This window comes from Microcoleus sp. A6-C6 (assembly GCF_036705955.1).
In the GTDB taxonomy this organism is placed as follows: Bacteria; Cyanobacteriota; Cyanobacteriia; order Cyanobacteriales; family Microcoleaceae; genus Microcoleus.
The window spans coordinates 13,260-39,009 of sequence record NZ_JAUBVR010000061.1 but is presented as its reverse complement, the minus strand read 5'-3'; the positions used below and the strand labels follow the sequence as shown (position 1 = coordinate 39,009).

Below are 25,750 nucleotides of genomic sequence, written 5' to 3'. Positions count from 1 at the left end.
TTGCTGGCATCCATACATTCTGTTTTCCTCCTTGGTTTATATTAGCATAGTATTCGCAATTCCAGGGTAAAGTATGCATACAAAACAACCAATACAAAAAAAAATTGAAGGCGGTTGAAACCGCTACCGAGTTCCTCCTCATGTCTAAAGCCCGGGGCTTCCCTCTCGTTTTTTGGTGAAGTCCTGACTACAAACCTATTTTACGAGAGTTCTTAGATTATTGGTATAAATTAACAATTTTTTGCAAAACCCCTAAAAGCAGAGGAAGATTATCGAGATAATAAACATCATCATCAATAATTAAATTATTTCCTTCTAATTTAAGAAACCGCCAGACTACCCCCGAAGTTACGCAGCCAAATACAGCAGGGATTGAATTTTGTTTGCGTTGGTTAAATAACTGAGCTGCCACCATTTGTGCGGCACACTGTGGCAGACAAGATTCTATTTCTCCGCCTTTCGTTTGTCTGGCTGTAAAAAACGGAACTTTGATTTCAAAATCCAACGACACGCCAGATAGTAGAAAGTCGCATTCTCCATTCAATCCCTGAGAAATATCTACATCAAATGCCCAACCGGAAAAGATAGAAAATTGTTTGTTATTTTTTTCCCCCACCTCTAACAAAACAGGAGAAATAATCCGTTCCGAACGTTCTTTTGCCGTTGTTACAGCAGTGTTAGAACTAATTTCAAGAGTTCTCCAAAGCCATTGAGATGGTTCTAAAGGAATAATTTTGGTACTCAAAATCGGATCGAGTGATAGCTCCAATCCAAACCGATCTTTTAATTGTTGGAAAGTGAAGGAGTTGTAGGACATATTTCTCAAAGAAGTCGGTGAAAATAAACATCACTTTGAGATAGAAAGCGAGTTGAAAAACGCCCAACTTGCTTGGATGCAAAAGTTACACCAAAGAAACCCGGTTTCTGCGATAAATCTTGGTTTGCTAGCGTCTAGGAAGAAACCGGGTGTCTCACCCCCCTGTGTAAGTCCTAATATAGCAACCATTGCAGAATTTGTGAACCTGTCTTTTCTTCCATCTCTCGCGACGATCGATAACTAAATCCGACTTCCTTCTTCCTTCTTCGTGATGACTGATAACTACTGATAACTTATGACTTCTTCATTCTTGCTTTTTGCTTCTTCCTTTTTCGTGATGACTGATAACTGATGACTAATGACTAATGACTTCTAAACATTTAACCACTGAACGAGTATCTTGGGCGCTGGCAACAAAATAATTAACAAAAGCCCGATCGCCAGTAACCCCAAAAAATCTCGCCTATCGTCCAATTCGCTGACATCATTCAACGCCGGTTCGTCGCTGAGGGGCGTCAAAAACAAAATAATTGCCCACAGCAGCAAACCCTGCTCCAAAAAAGACAGCAGCAGCATACAAATTCTGGCAAATTGCCCGATCGCCATACTCGCTTTTTGGCCAAACATCGCGTGTACGATGTGCCCGCCGTCGAATTGTCCCACCGGCATCAAATTAAACGCCGTCACGATCAAACCCAAATAACCCGCCACCGCTACCGGATGCAAATTAATCGCAGTTTCCGCATTCAAAGCAGCGCCCAAGGTTAACTTGCTCAACAGAGTCATTAGCAGCGAAAATTGCGGACTGAAAGACTCAAAATTCAACATTCCCGACTTTTCAGATAATGGTACAATTGTCGAATGATCCAAACCCCAAATCAACAACGGCACTGCCACAATTAAACCTGCAAATGGGCCGGCAATACTGATGTCAAATAAAGCTCGGCGGTTGGGGATTGGACTCCGCATTTGAATGAAAGCGCCAAAAGTTCCTAAGAAAAAAGGAATGGGAATAAAATAAGGTAAAGTTGTGCGAATTTTGTGGAATTTGGCAGCTAAATAGTGGCCGGATTCGTGCATTCCCAAAATTGCAATCAGAGCCAGGGAATAGGGCAAACCCTGGAGCAACATTGACGGGTTGGACTGCAAAATTTTTTCAGTAACTCCGGCAATTTGCGCTCCGACAATCGTAGTAGTAAATACCGTAATCAGCACCAAAGCTAAGGCAAAAAATGGCCTGGTTACAGATTCGGTTTTTACCGGAGTTTCCCCGGATTGGTGGCTGGGATTGGGAACTATGGCAAAAAAAGGTTTACCGCTTAAGCTGTTTTGAAATATGACTAAAAAGCGATCGCCAAAATGCCGCTCCACATTCTCCCGAATCGTCTGATAAGCAGCCTCCGGGTTCGTGCGTAACTGTCCGCGACAAATTACAGCCTGTGGCCGAAATTCTAAATCTCGCAAAAAGTAAATTGACCAAGGAAAACAATCGCGCAAGCTCGCTTCTTCCTCGGAATCGATCGGGCGCAGAGGCAGTTTTGGCTCTTTCGGTTCAGTCGCAGAGCCTGCTAAGAGCGTTTCAGTGGAGCCGATAATTTCCTTGCGCCCCAACTGTACCAAAAACCAGTACAAAAAAGGGCAAACCAGAAAAGGTATAATTACCAACTCCGGCGGTACTGTTTTGCTGGCGCCGTTAACTAAAAGCCAACCGCCCCAAATCAGCGCCGGCGCCATCATTACCAGCCACAGCAGCCATACCGGGGTTCGTGTAATGCGGCTGGTGCTGCTCTGTAACAAGTAGTAAGATATAAACCCCAATACGAGCAACCATAGTAAAAAGAACATAATATTTATTCCATGCCTCTCAATAGTTCCTTGAAACAACAGAGTTCAGTCTCCAAACAGCCCAGGCTAGTGCTGGCAAATATCTTTGCTTTCCCACCTCACCGGGATACCCTGGGTGCGACAGCTTATTTCATTGTAGAAAACGAATCGAACATCCTGGTGGATTGTCCCGCTTGGGATGAGATTAATCAAGCCTTTTTGCGGGAAAACGGCGGCGTGCGGCTGCTGTTTCTCACCCACCGCGGCGCGATCGCCAAGGCGCGGGAGATTCAGGAAGCCACGGGCTGCGATATCCTGATTCAAGAGCAGGAAGCTTATTTGCTCCCTGGATTGAAGCTGACGGTTTTTGAGCGAGAATTTGCTGTGAGCGATCGCCTAAAAGCATTTTGGACTCCTGGCCACTCTCCTGGTTCATCTTGCCTTTATGATACTGGCAGTGGTGGAGTGTTGTTTACCGGCAGACACTTGCTTCCCAATCGAGAAGGCGCCCCGGTACCGCAGAGAACGCCAAAAACTTTTCACTGGCCGCGGCAAATTAACAATGTGCAGTCAATTATCGATCGATTTTCGCCTTCGACTCTGCAATATATCTGCCCCGCTGCGAATACTGGCTTTTTGCGAGGAAAAGGATCGATCGATCGAGCTTTTGAGCAATTAACCAATCTGGATTTAGCCGTTTGTTTGCACTCCCAGCCCGAACCCTAAAATAAAACCCTAGGTGTGATCTGATGCCGGCGATTATTACCGCCGATGATTATGGAAAAAACCGAAAAACAAAAAATGCTCGCCGGCGAATTGTATTTAGCTGCGGATGAGCAATTAATTGCAGAACGCCAGCGAGCCCGCCGCCTCTCCAGAATCTACAATTCTACTCACGAAGATGAACCAGACAAACGGTTAGAAATCCTTGCCGAATTGTTTGGTGCAATCGGCCCGAAAATTGAGATCGAGCCGCCTTTTTACTGCGACTACGGCAGCAATATTTATGCGGGAAACGGATTGTACATGAATTTTGGCTGCGTGATTCTCGACTGCAATCGAGTTAACATCGGCGAAAATTTGCTGTGCGCCCCTAACGTGCAAATTTACACTGCTTTTCATCCCACCGATCCGGAAATTAGACTTTCTGGCCGAGAGCTCGCCGCTGAAATTAATATTGGTAATAATGTTTGGATTGGCGGCGGCAGTATTATTTGCCCAGGAGTCACTATTGGCGACAATAGCACGATCGGCGCAGGTAGCGTTGTTGTCAAAGATATTCCCGCAAACGTCGTGGCTGCGGGGAATCCTTGCCGCATCATCCGGCATTTACCTTGATGTGGTACGATCGACTCACTGGCGCGATCGGCTCTTTGGAGCTTCACACAACAATTTTAGAGATTAGAACCGCCAGTTTGAGATTTTTCAGGTAAAATCCCCCGGAAAAATCCGTGGCAAAAATCTCAAATCTCTAATCTCAAATCGCTTACTTTCTTCCTCCCGGTTTCCCCACTACCAAGCTTTTCTTATGACGACTGCAACAGTTTATCCCAACGCACCAGAACTCGGCACCGACGACTACATAGCAGTAGGTTTAGCCACCTGCTTCATCAAAGAAGAAGGCGAAGTTCATCAAGTAAAAGTAATCGAACCTATCCCCTCAGCAGCTTTGGAAGCAATTGTCAAGGGAATTCCCACATCTTATGAAATGGCTTGGGGGACGACTTTAGGATCGGTGTTCGACGGCGAATCACCCCAAAGGCTGCCGGAATTCCCCGCCGAAGCTCAGTTTAGCGAAGAATTTGGCTTTCGGGCGATCGCCGCAGCCCGCACTTACAAAATCCGCCCCGAAGCTCAAGTTCACATTCCCCAGGGAACAGTTCGCAACGACTTTTCTTATTCTTTAGAACGCAAAAGAGTGCTGAACACCGAGCGCGTCATTCGCACTGAAGACAATGTGAAACAGCACGAACACACTCACAAGGTTCTTTAAACAAATCGCCCAACAGCATCAATTTAGCGAAAAAAGTTTTGAGATTTGAATTAAAATTTTAATAAGTTTTTTCTTCATTAATAACTCAAAACTTTTGATATTTTATGATTAAGGCAAAAGCCAAATATTTCAAGGTAGGGTGCGCCGTCCGCACCTTACCTAATCAAGATTTTATTAATAAAAACGCTAAATTTTAACTTAGGGTGCCCAGTCCACACCTTAGATGAATTATTAACAAGTATTGGTAAAAATATCAACAAGTTAATCTTTTTTTGAATTTCTCAAAAACATGGTAAAATTGTATTCCAGTTTAACAAGGTGAGCAGGCCTGCGGGAAAAAAAATCAAAAATCCCGGCAATTTTTGAATGGTAGTAGTTTCAGACTACTAGCAGGCGGGCGAGTTCATCGCAGGTGAGCTGAGAATTTCAATCTCACAAATTGGTCAAACCATGAGAAGCTTTGCGAAAGTAAAGTGGTGGAAATTAACTCAACTATTGCCAGCGAGATTTAAGGGCAAATACGATCTTCGCTACAAAATCGCGTTGTTAATTTTGGGTGTAACAATTCTGGCAGCTAGCATCGCTGGTTGTATCAGCTATCAAAGCGTTCGCCGCTTGATTATCAAAAATTTAGAGCGAAATGCTTTGTTAGAAGTTAAGGAGCGCGGTAACAAGATCGATCGCTGGATTGGCACGATAAAAAATGAGATCGAAACCCTCGCCAACACTCCTCCGGTGCGATCGATGAATTGGTCAGTGGCAGGGCCTTATTTAAAATCGGAAGTAATTCGACTGTCAGACTTCAAGCATTTCGCATTAATTGAACCCGACGGTTCTTATTTTACCACAAAATTTGGCAGAGCTTTGATTAATGTTAGCGATCGCCAACACTTCAAAAAGGCAATGGCTGGACAAGTCTATGTTTCAGATCCTACCATTTCTCGCACGCTCAAACAACAAAGTATTGTTCCTATTTCGGCTCCGGTGTGGTCAAATGCTCTGGAGAAAAGACCAAAAAAGCCGATCGGAGTAATGAACGGTGTCATTAGCATCGATCGAATTGCGGAAGTAGTAGGAAAGCTGGAATATGAGGCGGGAACTTACGCTTTTGTACTGAATTCTCAAGGAGTGCCAATTGTCTATCCCGACGCTCGGTTAATGGGAAATATTGACAAAGCCGCTCCCAGTCTTTTAGAGTCCGCAGATACTAATTTGGCGAATGTAGTCCGGGAGATGGTTTATCAAAAAACGGGCATTGTACTAACTCAAATCAACGACGCCAGAGTTTATGTTGCCTATCTTCCCTTAGAACAAGCTGAATGGTCGATCGCCCTAGTAATTCCCAGCGACAATCTCGAAAAAGAACTGTTCGCCTTAAACATATTAGCAGCAGCTACCGCCGGACTCTTCGCCGCAGCTATTTTGGCAGCAATTGTAGCACTGAAGCTGTTTGCCGAAAATTGCATCCGCACTCGCACAGAAGCCATGATCCACCGCTTGACTAGCCGCATTCGTGCTGGCTTGCCGCTCGATCGCATCCTGCAAACTACAATAGACGGACTCGGTACCTTGCTAAAGCTCGATCGAGCAATTTTCGGCTGGTACGACCCCCGACACGATACTGTAGAATTTTGCTGGGAATATTGCCGGCAAGGTTTACCAGGGCGCTTGGGAATCTTCGGTGCCCAAACAGGGCCCTCTGGAGATTTAGCAGCAAGGCTGCATCGGTGCGAAACGATACTTCTCAAGAAAACCTCCGCCCCCGATGCCACAGGCTCTCAGGAAGCAACGCATCTCGAACTCACAGACAACCACTACGCAGCAGTACCCGTACTGACTCAGACTAATCGGCTGGGATATCTGTTCGCCTGTGCTAATCGGCGGTTTGCAAGTCCCGACGAAGTGGAAGTTTTGGAAACAATTGCAGACTCACTGGCGATCGCAATTTCCCAATCCCAACTCCACGGGCAAATTCAACAAGAACTCAAACTTTTAGAAGAAGTATTAGCCCAACTCAGAAGAACCGAAGAGCATTTAGTACAAAGCGAAAAAATGACAATAGTCGGTCAACTCGCCGCCGGAATTGCCCAGGAAATTAACAACCCAATTAACTTTATTTACGGTCGCCTGATTCACGTCAACGATTATATAAAATATTTGCTCAAGATAATTCGCCTCTATCGCGAACAATATCCCCAACCAGTGCCGCGAATTGCCAAAGAAATAGAAACCTTCGACCTAGATTTTATCAGCGAAGACTTGCCACAAATTCTCAACTCTCTGAAAATAGGAACCGATCGCATTCGCCAGATAGTCCTGGCTTTACGGAACATTTCACTTCCTGACGAAGACAACAAAGAACGCGCCAACCTTCACGAAAGCATCGACAATATTCTGCTATTGCTCGCTCATCGGCTAGATCAAAAAATATTAATAGTCAAGGAATACAGCAACCTGCCGCCAATTTTGTGTTATCCCGGTCAACTCAGCCAAGTCTTCGCTAATATCCTCAGTAATGCGATTGATGCTATTAACAGTCTTGACAAATTCAATCAAACTATTACAATTAAAACAGATATTGTCGAGCATTCTACAGGCAGATTTATTGCAGTATCGATCGCCCACAACGGTTCTCGAATTCCACCGGAAATTCAACAGAGAATCTTTGACCCGTTTTACCATACTAAATCCTTGAAAAATTTTACAGGATTGGGGCTGTCGGTTTGCTATAAAATTATTGTAGAATTGCACGGCGGGCGCATGAAAGTTCAATCTCCAGTGCAATCTCAAAGTCAATCTCAAACGGGCGGTGGTGCTGAATTTATCATAGAATTGCCGATATTTTGAACTACCTTCACTAATACCATTTACAAAAAAGCTTACTAGAACATTTTTTTTTATCGTCCATTGAAAAGAACAGGTACATCGTCATTAGGCACGAAAAGTTAATAACTTAAACAGATCCTATAGTCCTTTCTTCTATAATCTCGGAAGTAAAAGGAGGCTCTGCTTGTCAACTGTCAACTGTCAACTGTCAACTGTCAACTGTTAACTGTCAACTGTCAACTGAACTCTTACCCATTGTGACAGGTTGCTGATAATTAGAAGTGTAACCGGATAAAATTTTTATACTCGGTTGGGCGACTCGTAATGTTAAAGAAAGACGCACTTTACCACTTCTATTATAAATAGAACGATGTACAAGTTGATCCGTAAATAAAATAAACTCACCCGGTTTTAAAACTACCGCGTTCGCGTTTTCTTCTACTTCCTTGGGAACTCGAAAAAAATGATTCCCACTAAAAGGATCGGTGATGGTAACTTCACACTTTTCGAGTTCACTTTTCGGGATATATTCAAACCCGTTTGTCTCCGTCACTTCTGTTAAACCAATATAAATATTAATCGTTTTTCCATCCCCGGTAAGTAAATTAGGATAAATATCTCGATGCCAAAAAGGAATCAATTGACGTGAGGGATAATTCACCCATAATTCCGATCGCCATAATTTCAAATTATCCCCTAAATAAGCTGTCAGTATTTTCAATAAATTCTCATCTTGACACAGGTGCAACACCGCAGCAGAATCTAAATGTCTTTCCATATAAAATTGGCGTTGGTAACATTGAATGACCATCAACATAAGTGAACCAAATTGTAACCTCAAAAGGGCTTTTAATGCCTGAGTCAATAAAATTTTAATGGGCGGTTTTGGTAAAACTTCCTTAAAAATACGATCGCAAATAGTCGTCACTTCATCCTGATTTAAGTTGAGAGCATAAGGCCCCCATATCCCATCAGTAGCATCATGATTAATTCTATCTTTCTCGACGGCTTGACTACAGCCAGTCCATAATAAACTTTTTTCCCATAACTCTTGACATAAATCATTATTTTGTGCTAATGGAGGCAATGTTATTTCTTGTCCTGTTAGACCTAAAAATTTACCTGTTATTGATTCAAATTCAGGAGAATTTGCACATAATAGACTACTATAAGCTCCCTTTTCTGGACTAATTCCTAAACCGAGATATTTACTCAAACTATGACCGATGGTAATATTAGATTGTACAAAACCCGGATGAACCGCGTTAACTGTTACCAGCGTTAATTTTTGGGCAAGTTGTCTGGTTAAAAGCAATAGACAAAGTTTTGACTGGTTATATAATTCAATAAAATTTAAGGGTGTTTCTTTAACGAATAAATCCCACTTAATTCGAGTGGGTTTCAATGCTAAATCTGAGGATACTATAATCACGCGACTTGGGGCGGATTTTTCTAATTTATCTAATAATAAATAACTGAGGAGAAAATGACCTAAATAATTGGTTCCCCAAATTAACTCAAATCCTTCTTTAGTGACTCCTCTTCCGTCGAAGATTCCGGCATTATTGACGAGGATATGTAAGGGCAAATTTCTGTATTGAAATAGTTTAACACAGTGACGCACAGACTCTAATGAGGCCAGATTTAAGGGTAAATATTCTATATTGGGATTTCCGGTAGTTTCACGAATATATGCGATCGCTTTTGTCGCTTTTTTCTGGGAACGACAAGCAATAAAGACATGATATCCCAATTTAGCTAAACCTAAAGATGTCATTAAACCCACACCGGAATTACCACCAGTAACGAGACAAACTTGCATAAATTAATTGATTTTTTGATGTTCTTGAGAGTTATTATATTACGGTTCGCGTCCTAATTTTTCAGGAAGGCTATCACATTTCCTGGAATCGTTTCGCGGGTTTTATAGCCTGACAAAGCACAAAAATCATAACCTGCTTAATCGGATGCTGATTTAGCAGGGTGGCAAAGTTAACATTTCCTAGTACATGAGCACCTGTTAAATAGTTTAGTCCGTGGCAATTTTACCAGAAATAATAATGCACAATTAATGGCGGTTCTCGATTAAGGGCGATCGACTAAAGAGCGAATTTTGCGCCACCAAGCCGCCGGCGAATCCTCCCGGCGGTACGCGACATCAAACATCGACAAAATTAGCGGTAAACCCCCCACCTTTGCACTCATCAACAAGTGCATTAGCAGACAAAAAACTAATACCGCCCAACCAGAAATGTGCAAATAATACCAAACCTGGGTCAAATCTCCAGCCGGTAGCCATTCTTCCTTAACCATACTCCCAGAGGCGATCGCAAAAGTAAGCGCTAACAACATCAACGTATTCACGATCCGGTGCAAACTATACCACCAAATAGGCTTTCCCAACTGAGTTAGTTTCCCAAAAGAATCCGGCTGCACCAAGCGTTTTTTACCTGCGAGGAAACTGTACAATGCAAAAGTCGGCATGACTCCTAGCAGCAACATCTTACCAAAAGTGCCGTGAATCCCGATAATATCTGCAATTCGAGGCACGGGCACTTTGCCGAACCGCCCGTCATAGGTGTTGTACACCAGAAATGCGGTCAAAATTGCTAAAAGGGCGATCGCAGCATTAAGCCCGTGCAGTAATCTGAGCAGCAATGGCTGATACGGTTTAGATGGCGGCATTCTCAATTTTGCTATGCGATCGATAGTCTTTCATATAATACAGCTAAAGGCGGATTTTTTCAATCCCCGAAAATTGTGAAACAAATGTGATAAAAAAATGAATGGATTATGAGAAAAACCTATTTTTATCAAAGTTTAGTGTAAAGTAAAACAGTCAAGAGAAATACTTTCCCTATAACATCTAACAGTTTACAAAAATGGATGCAGCCACTACCGTCTTCCTTTCCTTGGGACTAGCAGCAGATGCTTTTGCTGTGGCTGTTTCGAGCGGCACAGCAATTAAACATATGAAGGTTAATAAAGCTTTAAAAATCGCCTTGTTTTTCGGTGGATTTCAAGCTGTGATGCCCATAATCGGATGGTCTATCGGGCTGACTTTCAGTTTTTTGATATCTGCGATCGACCATTGGATCGCTTTTGGCCTTTTGAGTTTCATTGGCGGTAAAATGATTTATGAATCGCTGCAAATTGAAGAATGCCAGAAAAAATTTAATCCCTTAGATACGGGGACTTTGATAACGCTGTCGGTGGCGACGAGTATCGATGCCCTCGCCGTTGGTATCGGATTTGCGGTTCTGAAAGATTCTATTGCTCCGGCGGTGACTGCGATCGGATTTATTACTTTCTTTTTAGCCTTTGCTGGTGTGTTTGTCGGTCACAAGTGCGGCAATTTGTTTGCTAATAAAATTGAAATTTTGGGCGGAGCAATTTTGATTTTTATTGGCAGTAGAATCTTGTTTCTGCACTTGACAGAAGTGCCATTAGTCAGTTGACAGTTGATAGTTGACAGTTGTCTGTGGGCAGTGGGCCGTTGACAGTGAGCAGTAGTCATTAGATACTGACTAACAACTATCAACTAACAACTATCAACTAACAACTAACAACTAACAACTATCAACTATCAACTGTCAACTGTCAACTAACAACTGTCAACTGTCAACTGACAACTGTCAACTGACCAAAAAATGGTATAACAGAAATATTGCATTAAAGGACAAAAATTAAGTGCTCAAACTTTACGGCGGAGCTCGCAGCAGGGCCTCAATTGTCAAGTGGTATCTCGAAGAAATAGCGGTTCCCTACGAATTTGTCATGCTGGATATGCAAGCAGAGGAACACTTGCAGCCAGAGTTTCTTGAAATTAACCCGATCGGCAAAGTACCGGCAATTGTGGACGGAGATTTTAAACTTTGGGAATCCGGCGCAATTTTGCTGTATTTAGCTCAAAAATATGGTAAAATGCCCGAAACTTTGGAGCAGCAAGCTCAAGTTGTGCAGTGGGTGATCTTTGCTAACGCCACCCTGGGGCCGGGAATATTTGTCGAAGCCAGCCGGGAACGCGAAACCCCGAAAATGTTAGAACCGTTAAATCGCATCTTCGAGAAACAGCAGTTTTTAATGGGCGATGAATTCGGTGTCGCTGACGCTGCTGTCGGCTCAATGTTGGCCTACATTCCGATGATGCTAAAACTTGACCTCAGTGCTTATCCGGCTGTGGTAGATTACATCAAGCGGATTTCGGAAAGACCGGCATTTAAAAGTGCGATCGGTAGCTGAAGCCATAAAGCAGAACGAAACAAAACTTAACAGCTAAAATCAGGGGCAATTGGTGAATTGCCCCTGATTTTTAATGAAATGAAACTTATCTGAACCCGACAGCCGCTTGCCAGACAAAAGCCAGCAGCAAGAAAAACACGGGAATGACCGGCAAAACATTAACCAAAGGCTCAAAAATCGAATAAGCTTCGGGCAGTTTTGCTAAGAGTAATGCAGCTTCCATGAATCAACCTACCTATCCAACAGAATTTTCATAATTGTCGCATATCTTCACCCAAGGCAATCATTATCGATCGACACTCGGTGTCAGCCAGTGGGCAAACTCTTCGGTAAATCGATCGGCCAAAATCGCCTCCCGCATCCTCCCAGTAAAGCGAATCAACTCCGTGACGTTGTGCAGCGCCAGCAAAGTATAGCTGAGTGCTTCCTTAGCCCGCGCCAAATGCGCCAAATAAGCCCGACTGAATTTTTGGCAGGTATAGCAAGGACAAGACTCATCCAGGGGAGCAAAATCCTCCCGAAACCGAGCATTTTTCAAATTCCAGCGTTCCCCGCGCACAAAAGCCGTCCCGTGACGCCCCAGTCGAGTCGGAATCACGCAGTCAAACATATCTACGCCACTCGCCACAGCCAGCGCCATTTCGCGATAGGTGCCAATTCCCATCAAATAACGGGGCTTATTTGCCGGCAACAGGGGCGCAGTAACTCTGACAATCTCTGCGATCAAATCCCCCGATTCTCCGACGCTAACCCCGCCGATCGCATAACCGGGCAAATCTAAGTCTACCAACTGGTTTGCCGCGCGCGATCGCAAATCTGGGAAAACGCCCCCCTGCACGATGCCGAACAAAGCTTGATCCGGGCGCGAGTGAGCTTGCATACAGCGTTGCAGCCAGCGGTAAGTGCGATTTGTCGCGGCCTCCACCTCGTCCCGTGTAGCGGGGTAGGGCGGACACTCGTCAAAGGCCATAATCACGTCAGCGCCCAACTCGTTCTGAATCTCGATCGACTTTTCCGGTGTCAAATTAATGATACGGCCATCGCGGGGGGCTCGAAAAGTCACCCCATTCTCCGAAATAGTCCGCATTTGGCTCAAGCTAAACACCTGAAAGCCGCCCGAATCCGTCAGAATCGGGCCAGGCCAAGCCATAAATTTGTGCAATCCGCCCGCGCCCGCGACAATTCGTTCCCCCGGCTGCAAGTGCAAGTGATAAGTATTCGCCAAAACCATTTGAGCTCCCGCGTCTTCTAGATGTGCCGGGGTCAACGTTTTGACATTAGCCAGCGTCCCCACGGGCATAAATTTAGGCGTTTCCACAATACCGTGGGGAGTGCTAAAAACCCCTGCACGTGCTTGGGTATGGCTACAGTTAGCCTCACACTTAAAAGAAAATCTCCCGTTGTCTTCAGTCATTAGTCTCCGTCGATGCTTAACCGCTACTGGGCAGTCCGTGTTATCTAATCTATTGTTGTTGAGATTGAGACAAAAAACCCATGACGGGGCCCAAAAAACCGAGACCAGCCCGGACTCCTCTCATAGATGCCCAAAAATTTTAGACCAAAATTTAATCTCCCAGATTCATCTGTAGAGTGAATCTAAAATCTAAAATCTAAAATCTAAAATCTAAAATCGACTGACTGGTGATTAAAACGGAGAATCATCCTCATCTAATTGCAGATCCCAGTTGCCTGAGAGTACCTGATCTACAACCGCATCCAAAGCCGCAGCATCCAAATTCCGGGCGACTTGCTCTTGCAAAGGATTGGAGAGGGGAATTAAACGCAACTGTCTTCCGTCTTGAATCAGGTCAAAATAAGCACCCTCATCAGGGGACTGTTTCAGTTCTAGGTAATCAAAACTATACACGTTCAAATAAAGCGCATGGTTGGCAATCAGGGTAGAACGGTGGGGGTTGGCGAAGACTTCGAGCACATAACCTTCTCCTTCGCTGTAAATCTTGCCATCTTGGATGTGAAGGTAGCGGACACGTCCTAAATCAAACAGCAATCTTTTGATATCGCGCTTGTTGACGACAATGCCTGTATCGATGATGCAAGGAGCAACTACCCTGTTATTCAATTGGTCGTGACTCATGGATTAAAAGCCTCTGTTGTAGTATGTTCCCGTCTTGGAAATCAGGGAGTTAGCTAGAATTCTTGGGAAGGGAAACGCGGATCTTCAGTTTAGTCATTTTAGATACGGAGCTTCGGGATCGCTGCCGGCAGAGGTTTTCCGGGGAAAATATCTCGGACAGGAGGAATGCCCGATCCAAAAAACTAGGGTGTTACAGCTCCAATTCTGGCACACGCTAAGGGATTGACAACTGCATATCAGATGAAAAATTTTCTATCTTATGGTGGATGATAAATTGGTTCGCTCTACAATCGACTTTTTCCGGAATCAAGGCGCTGCCATTGCAGCCGCAGTCGCGTTTTATACTTGTTTGCCGGTGCCGGTGTCTTGGACTTTGGAGTTTCGGGGCATTGCTCGCTTGGCTCCGGCGATCGGGCTTTTGATTGGCGGGATGCTGGGACTGGCAGATCTTGGGTTGCATTTGTTGGGTATGCCTGCTCTGACTCGATCGGCATTAGTAGTAGTTTTGGGCATTGCCATCACTGGCGGGCTGCACCTAGATGGAGCAATGGACGCGGCGGACGGGCTGGCCGTCCCCGACCCGGTGCGCCGGCTGGAAGTGATGCGGGATAGCGTTACAGGGGCTTTTGGGGCGATGGCTGCGATCGCGATCATCCTGCTGAAAACTGCCGCTCTCTCGGACTTGAGTAACTATCGGTGGCTGGCTTTGATGGGTGTGGCAGGTTGGGGGAGATGGGGGCAACTGGTGGCGATCGCCCGTTATCCCTATCTCCGCCCGGAGGGTAAGGGAGCTTTTCATAAAGAATCGATTTATTCTCCGTTTGATTTTATCCCAGGAGTGCTGTTGCTGCTGAGTTTGAGCGTACTGCAAGTTGTCTTGTCGGGCGATCGGTGGCTGTTGGCGGTGGGGATGGCTTTGGGCGGAAGTGCGATCGGAATTTTTGTCGGAGCCTGGTTTAACCACCGTTTGGGCGGCCACACGGGCGATACTTACGGTGCTGTAGTCGAGTGGACGGAGGCTTTGTTGCTGTGTCTTTTGGCGGCATTGGAAGGTTAAACAGTTGACAGTTGACAGTTGACAGTTGACAGCGAGTTTTTAGCATGGAGATTTAAACAATTAATATCAAATCCGGTAGCATCGGAATTGTAAAATCGAGTCATATAAAATCCACGCTTCATAGTCCTGTATTCATCTCTCTCTAATCTTCCTCTGTGTTCTCAGCGCCCTCTGTGGTTAAATCATTCCGATGCAACCAGAAACGATTTGATAGTTGATAGTTGATAGTTCACAGCGAAAATTAGCTCGGAGTTTTTACTGTCAATTGTCCACTGTCAATTGTCCAATGTTAACCTTGAGCGCGATCGACCGCGGCCTGCAATTTTTCCGCCAGTATCCTAACGTGCGGCTCTTTTAACATCCCCAAATGGTCGCTAGGGATATCGTGAATCTCTATTCCTCCAGTAACTACCTCGCCCCAACCCAATTCGCGATCGGCACCAAACACCAGTGCACTCTCAACCGCCTTGAAGATAGTCGCTCTACCAGAATAAACTCCCGTTGTGTAATGTCTCAGTGCCTCATTATTTAAATCGGAATGAAATAAGTTTTCCGCATAAATCGGCAGCGGACGACCCATCGCTTCGTAAAACTTAGAAGAAATCCTCCATGCTTGATTAGTAATACTTTCGACTTTTCCTGCCAGATTGCTCTGAGCTTTCCGCAAAAATATACCAGGCGTGAGGTGTAAAACTTTCATCGCGCGTTGACGGCGTTTTATTTGAGGCAAATGTTTAAAAACATCTGGGCCGTAGGTATCGAACAATCCCAGCAAAGCTACCTTTTCACCTTTGGCATCAAGCTGTCTGGCCATCTCAAAAGCTACTGTCCCGCCAAAAGATACTCCTAACAGAAAATAAGGCCCATGCGGCTGGAAAATTTGCATTTCTTTGATGTAATAAGCTGCTAATTGCTCAACTCGATTGGGGGGAGCCAGTTTTTTGTCCATAATCTGGGTAGACAGTCCCAAAATAGCCTGCGATTGCTCCAAATGATTCAGCAAAGGACGGTAAAATTCCAATCCCCTGCCGAGCGCGTGAATGCAGAACAGAGGCGGTTTGTAACTCCCTGTTCCCGGTTGAATCACTACCATTGACGGAGACGGTGAAGACCATTCCGGTTCGCGGAGAATATCAGCCAATTGCTCAACGGTTGGCGATTGAAAAATAACAGAAAGCGGCAGCTTTTTGCCGAAGATTTTTTCAATCTCAGCTAACAAGCGCGCCGCTAACAGCGAATGTCCTCCCACCTCGAAGAAATTGTCCCTGATGCCAACTGAATTGATGCCTAAAACTTGTTCCCAAATTTGCTGTACTTGGAGTTCTAATTTGTCCCGGGGGGCAATAGCAATTGTTTCATTGGATGGGACGCTGGCAGATTGCCACTTTTGACTTGCCAAAGCGCGACGGTCAACTTTGCCGTTGGGATTTAATGGCAAAGCATCGAGGAACGCAAACCCAGCGGGTATCATGTAGTCTGGCAGTCTTTTTTGCAGGAAACTTCGGAGGGTATTGGCGGCGAGAATTTTGCCTGGGCCCGGGACTACATAAGCTGCGAGACATTTATTCCCCGAAGCATCTAACTGAACTGCGATCGCCACTTGACTCACATCTAGATGTCCGGCGAGTACCGCTTCAATTTCTCCTATTTCAATGCGGAAGCCGCGAATCTTTACCTGATTGTCGGCGCGTCCTAGATATTCGATGTTACCGTCGGGTAGATAGCGGGCTAAATCCCCTGTTTTGTAAAGGCGATTTGAAGAAGGAAGAAGGCTTGAAATCGATCGATATTCTGCATTTTCCAATCCATCTTCTTCGTTCTCGATCAAAGGATTTTGAATGAATCTTTCTGCTGTTAAATCCGGGCGGTTGAGGTAGCCTCTAGCTAAGCCTGCACCGCCTGCATACAACTCGCCCGGAACGCCGACCGGCACTGGCTGCAAGCGGCGATCGAGTATGTACACTTGAGTATTGGCGATCGCCCGCCCGATCGGAACGGAATTGCTAATTTGACTGTCTGGGGCGATCGCAAAACAGCAAGTAAAAGTCGTATTTTCCGTCGGCCCGTAGCCGTTAATTAATTGGCATTTTGGAGCCTCTCTAAGCAATTTCTGGACGTGGGGAACGGATAAAACATCGCCGCCCGCCAACAGTTGCCGCACACCTTTTAAATCCTCAATCCGCTCGTCCACCATCAAGTGAAACAGTCCGGCGGTTAGCCACAAAATTGTCACATTGTATAAGCGAATCGCCTCTCCCAGCTCTGCTAAAGATGGAGTTTCTGGCGGAAATACAACCAGTTGCGCCCCGTTAAGCAGCGCCCCCCAAATTTCCAGCGTCGAAGCGTCAAAGGAAATCGGAGCCAGTTGCAGGAAGACTTCGGTGGCGCTGAAGCTGGCATAATCGGTGTTTTTAACTAACCGCACTACCCCACGGTGGACGACGCAAACGCCCTTGGGTTTGCCTGTGGAACCGGAAGTATACATGACATAAGCCAGATTTTCCGCCTGCGCGAGATTGGCAAGATTGTCCTCACTTTGTGTGTTGATTTCCTCCCGCACCTGCTCCAAACAAACTATTTTTGCTTCAGTATCGGGCAGCTTTTCTGTTAAATGCTGTTGAGTTAACAGCACCGATAGGGCGGCATCTGACAGCATGAATTCCAGGCGCTCTTTGGGATAAGCTGGGTCTAAAGGCAGGTAAGCAGATCCGGCTTTGAGAACAGCTAAAAGCGAGACGATCGCATCCAGAGAGCGATCGAAACAAACACCGATTAAAACTTCCGGGCCAGCCCCCAAAGTTTGCAAGTAATGTGCTAATTGATTGGCGCGACAATTTAGCTGTTGGTAAGTTAACTGTTGTTCGCCAAAAACTAAGGCGACAGCATCGGGAGTTTGCTCTGCTTGCACTTCAAACAGTTCGTGAATGCAGGCATATTTGGGATAATTTGTTTGAGTATTGTTCCAATCAACTAATATTTTTTGTCGTTCCGCAGCAGTCAAAATTAGCAAATTTTGCAGCGGGCATTCTGGATTGGCCACTACCGCCTTTAACAACTCCTCAAATTCCGCCATGCGAGATTGGATGGTAGCTGCGTCAAACAAGTTAGTGTTGTACTGGCACTCCAGCACCAATTTTTCTTTGGTTTCGCTAGCATTCACCGCCCATTCAAAATTTTCGCAAGTTCTGGGATTCGAGAAAGCTTCAGCTTTAAAATCTGGAAAATTAAGTTGTGATTCCGTAAGCTGCACGTCCAGATTGAAAGTTACAGGTACTAGCGGAATGCGGCTGAAATCTCGGGCTAAGGCTAGTTTTTTGACCAGGGTTCCGAAGGTGATTTGCTGCCTTTCGCAGGCATCTAAAATCGCTTTCCGGCGCGATCGCAAATAATCGATAAAAGATTGTTCGCCGTTAATTTGGCTGCGGATGGGCAACAAACTGACACAGTGTCCGGCAAGCTTTTCTTGACCTCCAAACAACTGTCCGGCTGACGGCATTCCGACAATCAAATCCTCTTGGCCGCACAAGCGGTACATAAATGCTTCAAAACCAGCAAAGAGAGTTGTAAAAAAACTGCAACCTGCTTTTTTGCCCAGACGTTTGAGGTTAGCAACTAAATCGGGATTTAGTTCCCAATCTTCTCGCGAACCATTGTAAGTTCTCAAAGCAGGCCGCGGTCTGTCTGTCGGCAAATCCACCACCGGAGTTGTGTCGGAAAAAAGCTTTAACCAATAGTCTTCTGCGTCAATAACTTCGGTGCTTGTTGACTGTGCTTCTTGTAAAATTGCGTATTCTGTAAAACTTTCTGGTTGGGGAAGATTGGCGGCTAATCCTTGCTTTTTGGCAGAGTAAATTGCTCCCAAATCGGGAAATAAGATGCCCCAAGACCAGCCATCGCAAATAATGTGGTGACCGGTGATAATAACGATGTGTTCCTGTTCTTGCAGCTTAATAATTTGACTGCGAAACAGCGGCCCGCTGACTAGGTTGAATGGGCGATCGACTTCTTGGCGGCGCAAATAAGCTAATTTCGATTCGCGATCGCGATCGTCCAAAATTGACAAGTCAATCGTTGGAATATCGAGGGCGATCGACGCAGCAACGCAAAGAGTCGATCCGTCGGGGCTAAATGTTGCCCGCAGCGCATCGTGTCGCTGCACTAATTCCTGAATGGAAAATCGCAGAGATTCAAGATCGAGGTTTCCTTGCAATCGCAAACACATCGATTCGTTGTAAGCACAATTTGCCTCATTTCCCATTTGCACGGCAATCCAGATTTCTTTCTGCGCTTCCGTGGGGGGTACGCAAGCAAAAAGTTCTCCGCCTGCGAAAGGATCGAAGTCTATAGCAGTTAGTGTTGGTGGTATATCTGCGGTTGTTTTCATGGGATGTTAATTAACAGTAGAATAACTGATCTAGATAATGTTTTTTAACCGCAGAGGGCGCAGAGGGCGCATAGAGAGGAGGTAAGCAGAGAGAGAGAATCATAGGGGTATCAAATCCGATAAGCATTGGAACGATGAATTTCTCTCCTTTTTCTCTGCTTGCTCTGCGCCCTCTGTGGTTCAATCAGAAGTTATGTTGGGTTCACTTTGTACTGCTACGCAGAAGCAAGCTACAATCTAATTTATTAATCTGTCCCCATCAATTTTTCGCGAGCACTAAGCACGGCATCTGCACTTTTTAGATAGGCTTTAATCATCTTGGCTTTGAGGGAATTTTTGCCTCTAGGAATGCAGCATTCGTTCGTGAAAAATTCCCAATTTGATTCGCAAAGCTGGTCAAATGCTACGGAAATTGTTAAAGTCAGCGACCTTGCAGTGTGATACCACCCACAGGGGATAAACAGCGTTTCACCCGCAGAGATAATAATTTTTGTGGGCGTAGCTTCAGCAAAAAGCGGATATTTTTTTAAGTCTGGATTGTGATGGTTTTCAATCTCAGACAGCCAAGGAGCATCTGGTTTTGGGTAAAGATACTTTTGCTGATCCGGCGAAAAAATTGTAAATTCTTTTTCCCCGTAAATTTGATTGATATATGCGTAAAGCCCCAGAAAATCGTAATGCAAATAAGGAAATTCTCCCCCTGGGCCGCCAAAGAATATTTCTAAGTCGTACAAATTATCGAGCAGCATTTTCGGGATTAAGCTGCTGTGGGTGCGATCGGGTTTGGCAATGCTCGGTCGGGGAGAGACATCAGGCTCTAAATCGGCAAAATCTTTGCGGACATTGAGTTTAAAAGGATAGGGAGCCGGATTTTCTTTGGTGGAATTTTTCAGCAAGTCGAACAATTTTGTGAGGGTGTAAATCTTGCCACCTATTTCTATTTCGCGATCGCCAAAATTGTCTTCAAAATACTCTGGGGTAAATTTCGCTGCTGCGGGCCAATTTTTTGATAAATCGGTGAAAATAACTGGTTTGCCGGGATTGCGGTACTCGCTGACAAATTCCTGGTGAGTCAGGCCTGTGCGGCGGTCTATTTGAAGAGTTTTTGCTGTTTGGAGCATTTGGGTTTTTCCTGTGTTGTTTAGTTGAAATTCATTGCCGATGTGAAAATTATTTACAGGTAGATTGAGATTTATCGTTTGGTGGGGGCGGGTTTTTTAGACGATCGATTTCAGGCAATTATTGTTGGTGAACCCGCCCCTGCCGGATTTAATTGCCAACTTTAACAATCAATTGGATAAATTATCTCCTACTTGTAAATGTTTGCCTGGGCGCTCTGGATCGGCTACGTACCAAGCGGGATTACCGTTAGGATCTCGCCCTAATTTTGCACCGGGTACGGGAGCATTTTGGGCGAAAGCAGTTGAGGACTTTCCTCCATTAATATTACTGTGATTGTGGAATTCGATCGCCCTCACAGCTTCCTCAGATCCACCGGCTAAAAATCCGGCTGACTGCAATTCGGCAATACTGTTTTTAAATGCTTCCTTGATAAAAGCAATATCTGCGTCGGAATGGGCTAGCGTCAGGAAACACGGGCGGTGATCCCAAATGTGAATGCCTTTTTCCCGCAGCGAGTAGAAGAGCAATTCTCCATGAGAAAAATCTTGCGGGTAGGAGATTTTGAACAGGGAACCAAAGTTTTTAACCGTGAAAGGTGTTTGCTCGCGATCGAACATGGCGCTCAATTCTGCAACTAATTGGTCAGTTTTGGCATTGAGATCGCGCTGCAATGAAGGCCCGCCCCGTTTCAAATATTCGAGGGATGCTTTGGCGGCTGCTAAAGTCAGCGGATGGCGGACAAAAGTTCCTGCAAAATAGGTAACGCCAACTTCGGGGAACGAGTCATCTCCGAATTGCCAAAATCCGCCGTCAAAAGCGTCCATCCAGGCAGACTTGCCCGCAATTACCCCGATCGACATTCCGCCGCCGACAACTTTGCCATAGGTACCGATATCGGCTTGTACGCCGAAATATTCTTGAGCGCCGCCCGGTGCTACTCTGAATCCGGTAATCACTTCGTCCATGATGAAGGCGCAACCGGCTCGATCGCAAATCCGGCGCACTTCGTGGAGGAATTCTCGCGGTTGCCAGTCGGGGCGGCGGCTTTGTACCGGTTCTACCATGATGGCTGCAAAATCGCCCGCCCGCGCTTTGAGGATTTCCAGGGATTCGGGTTCGCCATAGTCCAGGATCAGGGTATTGTCAACTGCCGATTGGGGAATTCCCGGTGCTCCTGGGAGCGATCGCAATTTCTTAGTCCCCCGCACGATTACTTCGTCGAAAATTCCGTGATAGTCTCCGGTAAAGGTGACGATCGTACTGTTGCCGGTGACGGTGCGGGCGAGTCGCATTGCACCCAGAACTGCCTCAGAACCGGTATTGCAGAAGGCGACGCGATCGTGCTTGGTCATTTCGCACACGAGTTCGGCGACTTCCCCTGCTAGCGGTGTTTGCGGCCCGATTTCATACCCGCGCTGCATTTGGGCGGCGATCGCTTCTGTAATAAATGAAGGCGAATATCCGAAAAAGTTCGACCCGAAACCGTTGGTTAAATCGACATACTCGTTACCATCTTCATCCCAAAGTTTGGAACCGGACGATCGCCCCACCACGATCGGATAAACCAACTCTTTCATCGTCCGGTTAAAGCCGGAAACTACGCGCGGATCTGCGAGGTGGTGGCGGTGAGTCTGAGTGTACTGTTTCGATTTTTGGGTTCGCGCCGTATACCGCTTGACAAATATTTCTAAATATGCTGTTTGCGATGGAGTTAAGCCACCGCGATCGGATGTGTCGATGCGGGCGGCTGCGCCGAATACTTTTTTGGGCTCGGCGGTGGGTTCGGCGGATGGTGCAGGTTGGGCGGTTGGGGCGATCGTGCTGCCGTTATTGCTCGATTGCGGGATATGTTGCACCGGTGCGGGGGGCTGCACCATTTGAGTTGGGGCTGTCGGTGCCGGCTGTGCGGGAACACCGCCACCTAACAATTCTAGGTGTCGCGACATAATCTGCAACTGCTGGCCGATCAAGTATTCGAGGTTGCTAGATGGTACGGGTTGCAAGATTTGAGGTTGCGGGGCTGGCAGATTTACCGGGGCGCTGGCTGCGATTGGTGCGACAATTGGTGCGACAATTGGTGCGGGAATTGCTGCGGGAATTGCTGCGGGAATTGCTGCGGGAATTGCTGCGGGCAAAACTTCCGGCGGCAAAGAGCCGTCGATAAATTCAGATAAAGTTTCGAGACTGGGGAAAGTTTCTAGTAGCTGGCGGAAGGTAATTTTAACCTTAAATTCTTTTTGCAGGTTCAGCGCTACTTGAGTCAAAGATAGAGAATCTAAACCCATTTCTAGAAAAGTTAAATCCTCGTCAATGCTAGACAAATCCTCGCCCGAAGTTTCTTCTAAGATATTTTTGATTTGGGGAATGAGTCTTTCCTTGCGAGCTGGTTGTTGGGTTGCGACTTGTAAATTTGACATTGGTAATGAGTTGATAGTTGACAGTTGACAGTTGACAGTTGACAGTTGAGAATCGGGAATTGGAGATTGGGCATTGGGCATTGGGGATTGGGCATCGGGCATTGGGGATTGGGCATTGGGGATTGGGCGTTGGGAATTCTCCCCGTCTCCCCGTCTCCCCCTCTCCCCGTCTCCCCGTCTCCCCATCTCCCCGTCTCCCCATCTCCCCGTCTCCCCATCTCCCCGTCTCCCCATCTCCCCGTCTCCCCCTCTCCCACTCTCCCCCTCTCTCCGCATGGGTTCTATCCAGAAGCGTTTGCTTTCAAAAGGATAAGTTGGTAAGGGGATGCGATCGCGCGTTTCCTCCTGATAAAAACTCTGCCAGTCGATGGACACTCCACATAGCCAAAGCTGTCCGGCGGCACTCAACAAAGCAGTCCATTCAGCGTTGTTATCTGGATTATCGGTTAGAGAAGAAATAGCAACTTGCTGTTTCAAATCTTTGGATTGTTTGCGAGCCAAAGTAGCAGCCGTTGTTCTCGGCCCGACTTCCAAAAGCACGCGATTCGGATCTTGCCAAAGTTCTTTGATACCGTCAGCAAAACGCACTGTCGCCCGCAAATGCCGCGCCCAATACATCGGATCTGTTGCTTGTTCTGCGGTGATCCAACTAGCAGTTACAGTCGAAACAAAGGGGATAGTTGGCGCTGACAATTGCACTTTTTTGACATATTCAGCGAAAGGTTCGACGATCGAATCTACCATCGGCGAATGGAAAGCGTGGGAAGTGTGCAAGTGTTTGCAGACAATCTTTTCGCTGGTTAATTGCTGTTCAAAAAGTGCGATCGCATCTGTCGGCCCAGAAATTGTCACAAGTTCCGGCGCATTCACCGCCGCCACAGCCAAATCCCCACTCAAGCGCCCTTCGACTTGCGCCGCCGGCAACCGTACAGACAGCATTGAGCCCCCCGGTAAATCTTGCATCAAGCGCCCTCTAGCAGCCACCAGCATCAGCGCATCTTCCAGGGAAAACACGCCGGCGATAGTTGCCGCGACAAATTCGCCGATGCTGTGCCCGATCGCACCTTGGGGAGTTACGCCCCAACTCTGCCACAGTTGAGCCAGCGCGTACTCTACGGTAAATATTGCAGGCTGAGTCAAAAAGGTTTGGCGGAGAGATTCGGCGGCTGCGGTTTCATCGCTACCGGGATATAGCACTTGGCGCAAATCTAGGCCTAGATGCGGCTGCAAAATTTCGGCGCAGCGATCGACTGTTTCGCGGAATAAAGGCTCAGATTCGTACAAATTCAAGCCCATATTGACGTATTGCGCCCCTTGTCCCGGAAACATGAAGATTACCGCCGGATTTCTAGATTCGGTGCAGCGGGTGGCAGTGCGTAGCGGTGGCAGCGATTCGAGTAACTGCACAGCATCGGAGCGATCGCTGCAAACGGCGAAGCGGCGGTAATTAAAGGCTTGCCGCCCGGTTTGCAAGGTGTAAGCAGCATCGGCGATATCGATTTCTGGATTTTCGGCGAAGTGCGATCGCAAGTTGGCGGTAGCCGCGTCCAAAGCAGATGCTGTTTTTGCCGATAGCAGCAGCAACTGTCTGGGGCGAGAAGGGCTTGACGGTGTGAGTGCCGGCGCTTCTTCGAGCACAACGTGAGCGTTGGTACCGCCGACTCCAAAGGAACTTACTCCGGCTCTTCTGGGCGTTTTCCCGGCTTTCCATTCCGCAAGTTCGGCGTTGACGTAGAAGGGGCTGTTGGCAAAGTCGATCGCCGGATTCGGTGTTTCGTAGTGGAGAGTGGCGGGTATTTGTTGGTGTTTGAGGGCTAAAGCTGTTTTAATCAGCCCCGTGACTCCGGCGGCGGCGATCGTGTGTCCGAAGTTGCTTTTGATGGAGCCGATCGCGCAAAATTGTTTAGCTGTGGTTTTGAGAGCAAAGGCTTGTGTCAAGGCTGCAATTTCGATCGGATCGCCCAGGGGTGTTGCCGTGCCGTGGGTTTCAACGTAGGATATCGTTTCTGGATCTACGCCAGCCATCGCCTGCGCCATCGCGATCGCCTCTGCTTGTCCATCCACGCTGGGCGCTGCAAAACTGACTTTTGCCGCCCCGTCGTTATTCAAACCGACACCGCGAATTACCGCATAAATTGTATCTCTGTCGGCGATCGCCTCTTCCAAACGCTTGAGTACCACAGCCCCAGCAGCGTTGCCGAACACGGTTCCTTCAGCCTTGGCGTCGAAAGGTTTGCAGTGTCCGTCACTGGAAAACATCCCCCCTTCTTGATACAAATAACCGCTATTTTGGGGAGCTGTAATCGAAATCCCGCCGGCGAGAGCTAAATCGCATTGATAGCTCATCAAAGCATAAAAAGCTTGACAAATTGCAACTAATGATGTAGAGCAAGCGGTATGAACGCTGACGCTCGGCCCCTTGAGATTCAGTTTGTAAGAAGTGCGGGTAGCGATGTAGTCTTTTTCGTTCCCTACCATCACCTGAAACTCGCCGGCGCGGGAAATTATGTCCGATCGCCCGGCGATGTTGTTGGGAAAATAAGTATTGTTGCCCGTACCGGCATAAACTCCGATCGAACCGTTAAAAGTATTCGGATCGCAGCCTGCATTTTCGAGGGCGGCCCAAGCTATTTCTAAAAAAATCCGCTGCTGCGGGTCGGTAATTTCGGCTTCGCGGGGACTGACACCGAAAAATGCTGCATCAAAGCGATCGGCACCGTCAATAATTCCTCTAGCTTTGACGTAATTTGGAGCTTGTTGGATGGCCGGATCAACACTGGGGTCTAGTTCCGCATCGCTGAAAAACGTTGTAGACTCGACTCCCCCGCACAAATTCTGCCACAGTTGAGTGACACTTGCAGCACCGGGAAAGCGGCCGGCCATGCCGATAATGGCAATGCCGTCAAGTTCTTGATTTTCTTCGGAATCGATTGAATCATTCATAAATTTAAGTTAAGTAAAATCAATTTAATC

At 46.5% G+C, this 25,750-nt stretch carries 17 protein-coding genes; 7 read left to right on the top strand and 10 right to left on the bottom strand.

Annotated features, from left to right (window positions below; genetic code table 11):
* Positions 1-217: 217 nt before the first annotated feature.
* Both QUB52_RS21395 and QUB52_RS21390 read right to left on the bottom strand, forming a co-directional pair.
* Entirely contained in the window at positions 218-817 is a 600-nt protein-coding gene (locus QUB52_RS21395; protein WP_265235380.1) for a hypothetical protein, read from the bottom strand.
* A gap of 372 nt (positions 818-1,189) precedes the next feature.
* A complete protein-coding gene (locus tag QUB52_RS21390) occupies positions 1,190-2,662 on the bottom strand; it encodes a site-2 protease family protein (protein ID WP_265235379.1) in 1,473 nt (490 codons plus the stop codon).
* 30 nt (positions 2,663-2,692) lie between these two features.
* Between QUB52_RS21390 and QUB52_RS21385 the strand changes: the two genes are divergently transcribed.
* The 4 genes from QUB52_RS21385 to QUB52_RS21370 all read left to right on the top strand — a co-directional run bounded on the left by QUB52_RS21385 (position 2,693) and on the right by QUB52_RS21370 (position 7,481).
* Positions 2,693-3,367, top strand: a complete 675-nt coding sequence (locus QUB52_RS21385) for an MBL fold metallo-hydrolase (RefSeq protein WP_321161596.1) — start codon at positions 2,693-2,695, stop codon at positions 3,365-3,367.
* Between the two features lie 51 nt (positions 3,368-3,418).
* Positions 3,419-3,979 (top strand): sugar O-acetyltransferase, encoded by a 561-nt coding sequence (locus QUB52_RS21380; protein WP_332974646.1) that lies wholly within the window; start codon positions 3,419-3,421, stop codon positions 3,977-3,979.
* Positions 3,980-4,169: 190 nt separating this feature from the next.
* A complete protein-coding gene (locus QUB52_RS21375; protein ID WP_265235376.1) occupies positions 4,170-4,634 on the top strand; it encodes a hypothetical protein in 465 nt (154 codons plus the stop codon).
* Positions 4,635-5,084: 450 nt separating this feature from the next.
* Positions 5,085-7,481 carry an ATP-binding protein gene (locus QUB52_RS21370; RefSeq protein ID WP_332974645.1) on the top strand — a complete coding sequence of 799 codons (2,397 nt, stop codon included), beginning with the start codon at positions 5,085-5,087 and terminating at the stop codon, positions 7,479-7,481.
* 208 nt (positions 7,482-7,689) lie between these two features.
* Here the strand turns inward: QUB52_RS21370 and QUB52_RS21365 are convergent, their stop codons facing one another.
* Both QUB52_RS21365 and QUB52_RS21360 read right to left on the bottom strand, forming a co-directional pair.
* Positions 7,690-9,282, bottom strand: a complete 1,593-nt coding sequence (locus QUB52_RS21365; RefSeq protein ID WP_332974644.1) for an SDR family NAD(P)-dependent oxidoreductase — start codon at positions 9,280-9,282, stop codon at positions 7,690-7,692.
* A 263-nt stretch (positions 9,283-9,545) separates the two neighbouring features.
* A complete protein-coding gene (locus QUB52_RS21360) occupies positions 9,546-10,145 on the bottom strand; it encodes a cytochrome b/b6 domain-containing protein (protein ID WP_265235373.1) in 600 nt (199 codons plus the stop codon).
* Between the two features lie 197 nt (positions 10,146-10,342).
* Between QUB52_RS21360 and QUB52_RS21355 the strand changes: the two genes are divergently transcribed.
* Positions 10,343-10,918: a manganese efflux pump MntP gene (locus QUB52_RS21355; protein WP_332969560.1), complete on the top strand. Its 576-nt coding sequence runs from the start codon at positions 10,343-10,345 to the stop codon at positions 10,916-10,918.
* A 232-nt stretch (positions 10,919-11,150) separates the two neighbouring features.
* Positions 11,151-11,702 (top strand): glutathione S-transferase family protein, encoded by a 552-nt coding sequence (locus QUB52_RS21350; RefSeq protein WP_265235371.1) that lies wholly within the window; start codon positions 11,151-11,153, stop codon positions 11,700-11,702.
* An 85-nt stretch (positions 11,703-11,787) separates the two neighbouring features.
* On the opposite strand, the gene QUB52_RS21345 is transcribed toward QUB52_RS21350, so the two are convergent.
* From QUB52_RS21345 to QUB52_RS21335, 3 genes are all read right to left on the bottom strand, one after another.
* The gene (locus QUB52_RS21345) at positions 11,788-11,925 is read right to left on the bottom strand and encodes a photosystem II reaction center protein K (protein ID WP_006634808.1); all 138 of its coding nucleotides are present in this window, start codon (positions 11,923-11,925) and stop codon (positions 11,788-11,790) included.
* A 63-nt stretch (positions 11,926-11,988) separates the two neighbouring features.
* The gene (tgt, locus tag QUB52_RS21340) at positions 11,989-13,116 is read right to left on the bottom strand and encodes a tRNA guanosine(34) transglycosylase Tgt (protein WP_265235370.1); all 1,128 of its coding nucleotides are present in this window, start codon (positions 13,114-13,116) and stop codon (positions 11,989-11,991) included.
* A gap of 231 nt (positions 13,117-13,347) precedes the next feature.
* Positions 13,348-13,797 (bottom strand): hypothetical protein, encoded by a 450-nt coding sequence (locus tag QUB52_RS21335; protein WP_265235369.1) that lies wholly within the window; start codon positions 13,795-13,797, stop codon positions 13,348-13,350.
* A gap of 259 nt (positions 13,798-14,056) precedes the next feature.
* Between QUB52_RS21335 and cobS the strand changes: the two genes are divergently transcribed.
* Positions 14,057-14,854 (top strand): adenosylcobinamide-GDP ribazoletransferase, encoded by a 798-nt coding sequence (cobS, locus tag QUB52_RS21330; RefSeq protein WP_265235368.1) that lies wholly within the window; start codon positions 14,057-14,059, stop codon positions 14,852-14,854.
* A gap of 289 nt (positions 14,855-15,143) precedes the next feature.
* Here the strand turns inward: cobS and QUB52_RS21325 are convergent, their stop codons facing one another.
* The 3 genes from QUB52_RS21325 to QUB52_RS21315 form a co-directional block, all read right to left on the bottom strand.
* Positions 15,144-19,238, bottom strand: coding sequence for a non-ribosomal peptide synthetase (locus QUB52_RS21325; RefSeq protein WP_332974643.1), 4,095 nt, complete (start codon positions 19,236-19,238; stop codon positions 15,144-15,146).
* A gap of 245 nt (positions 19,239-19,483) precedes the next feature.
* Complete coding sequence (locus QUB52_RS21320) at positions 19,484-20,359, bottom strand: cupin-like domain-containing protein (RefSeq protein WP_332974642.1); 876 nt, start codon at positions 20,357-20,359, stop codon at positions 19,484-19,486.
* A gap of 168 nt (positions 20,360-20,527) precedes the next feature.
* On the bottom strand, positions 20,528-25,720 hold the full coding sequence (locus tag QUB52_RS21315) for an aminotransferase class III-fold pyridoxal phosphate-dependent enzyme (protein ID WP_332976265.1): 5,193 nt from the start codon (positions 25,718-25,720) through the stop codon (positions 20,528-20,530).
* Positions 25,721-25,750: the final 30 nt, after the last annotated feature.

What these genes read in the sequence shown, in the direction of transcription:
- QUB52_RS21395 (WP_265235380.1), bottom strand. Translation starts at nt 817, where the DNA reads ATGTCCTACAACTCCTTCACTTTCCAACAATTAAAAGATCGGTTTGGA.
- QUB52_RS21390 (WP_265235379.1), bottom strand. Translation starts at nt 2,662, where the DNA reads ATGTTCTTTTTACTATGGTTGCTCGTATTGGGGTTTATATCTTACTAC.
- QUB52_RS21380 (WP_332974646.1), top strand. Translation starts at nt 3,419, where the DNA reads ATGGAAAAAACCGAAAAACAAAAAATGCTCGCCGGCGAATTGTATTTA.
- QUB52_RS21375 (WP_265235376.1), top strand. Translation starts at nt 4,170, where the DNA reads ATGACGACTGCAACAGTTTATCCCAACGCACCAGAACTCGGCACCGAC.
- QUB52_RS21370 (WP_332974645.1), top strand. Translation starts at nt 5,085, where the DNA reads ATGAGAAGCTTTGCGAAAGTAAAGTGGTGGAAATTAACTCAACTATTG.
- QUB52_RS21365 (WP_332974644.1), bottom strand. Translation starts at nt 9,282, where the DNA reads ATGCAAGTTTGTCTCGTTACTGGTGGTAATTCCGGTGTGGGTTTAATG.
- QUB52_RS21360 (WP_265235373.1), bottom strand. Translation starts at nt 10,145, where the DNA reads ATGCCGCCATCTAAACCGTATCAGCCATTGCTGCTCAGATTACTGCAC.
- QUB52_RS21355 (WP_332969560.1), top strand. Translation starts at nt 10,343, where the DNA reads ATGGATGCAGCCACTACCGTCTTCCTTTCCTTGGGACTAGCAGCAGAT.
- QUB52_RS21345 (WP_006634808.1), bottom strand. Translation starts at nt 11,925, where the DNA reads ATGGAAGCTGCATTACTCTTAGCAAAACTGCCCGAAGCTTATTCGATT.
- tgt (WP_265235370.1), bottom strand. Translation starts at nt 13,116, where the DNA reads ATGACTGAAGACAACGGGAGATTTTCTTTTAAGTGTGAGGCTAACTGT.
- QUB52_RS21335 (WP_265235369.1), bottom strand. Translation starts at nt 13,797, where the DNA reads ATGAGTCACGACCAATTGAATAACAGGGTAGTTGCTCCTTGCATCATC.
- cobS (WP_265235368.1), top strand. Translation starts at nt 14,057, where the DNA reads ATGGTGGATGATAAATTGGTTCGCTCTACAATCGACTTTTTCCGGAAT.
- QUB52_RS21325 (WP_332974643.1), bottom strand. Translation starts at nt 19,238, where the DNA reads ATGAAAACAACCGCAGATATACCACCAACACTAACTGCTATAGACTTC.
- QUB52_RS21320 (WP_332974642.1), bottom strand. Translation starts at nt 20,359, where the DNA reads ATGCTCCAAACAGCAAAAACTCTTCAAATAGACCGCCGCACAGGCCTG.
- QUB52_RS21315 (WP_332976265.1), bottom strand. Translation starts at nt 25,720, where the DNA reads ATGAATGATTCAATCGATTCCGAAGAAAATCAAGAACTTGACGGCATT.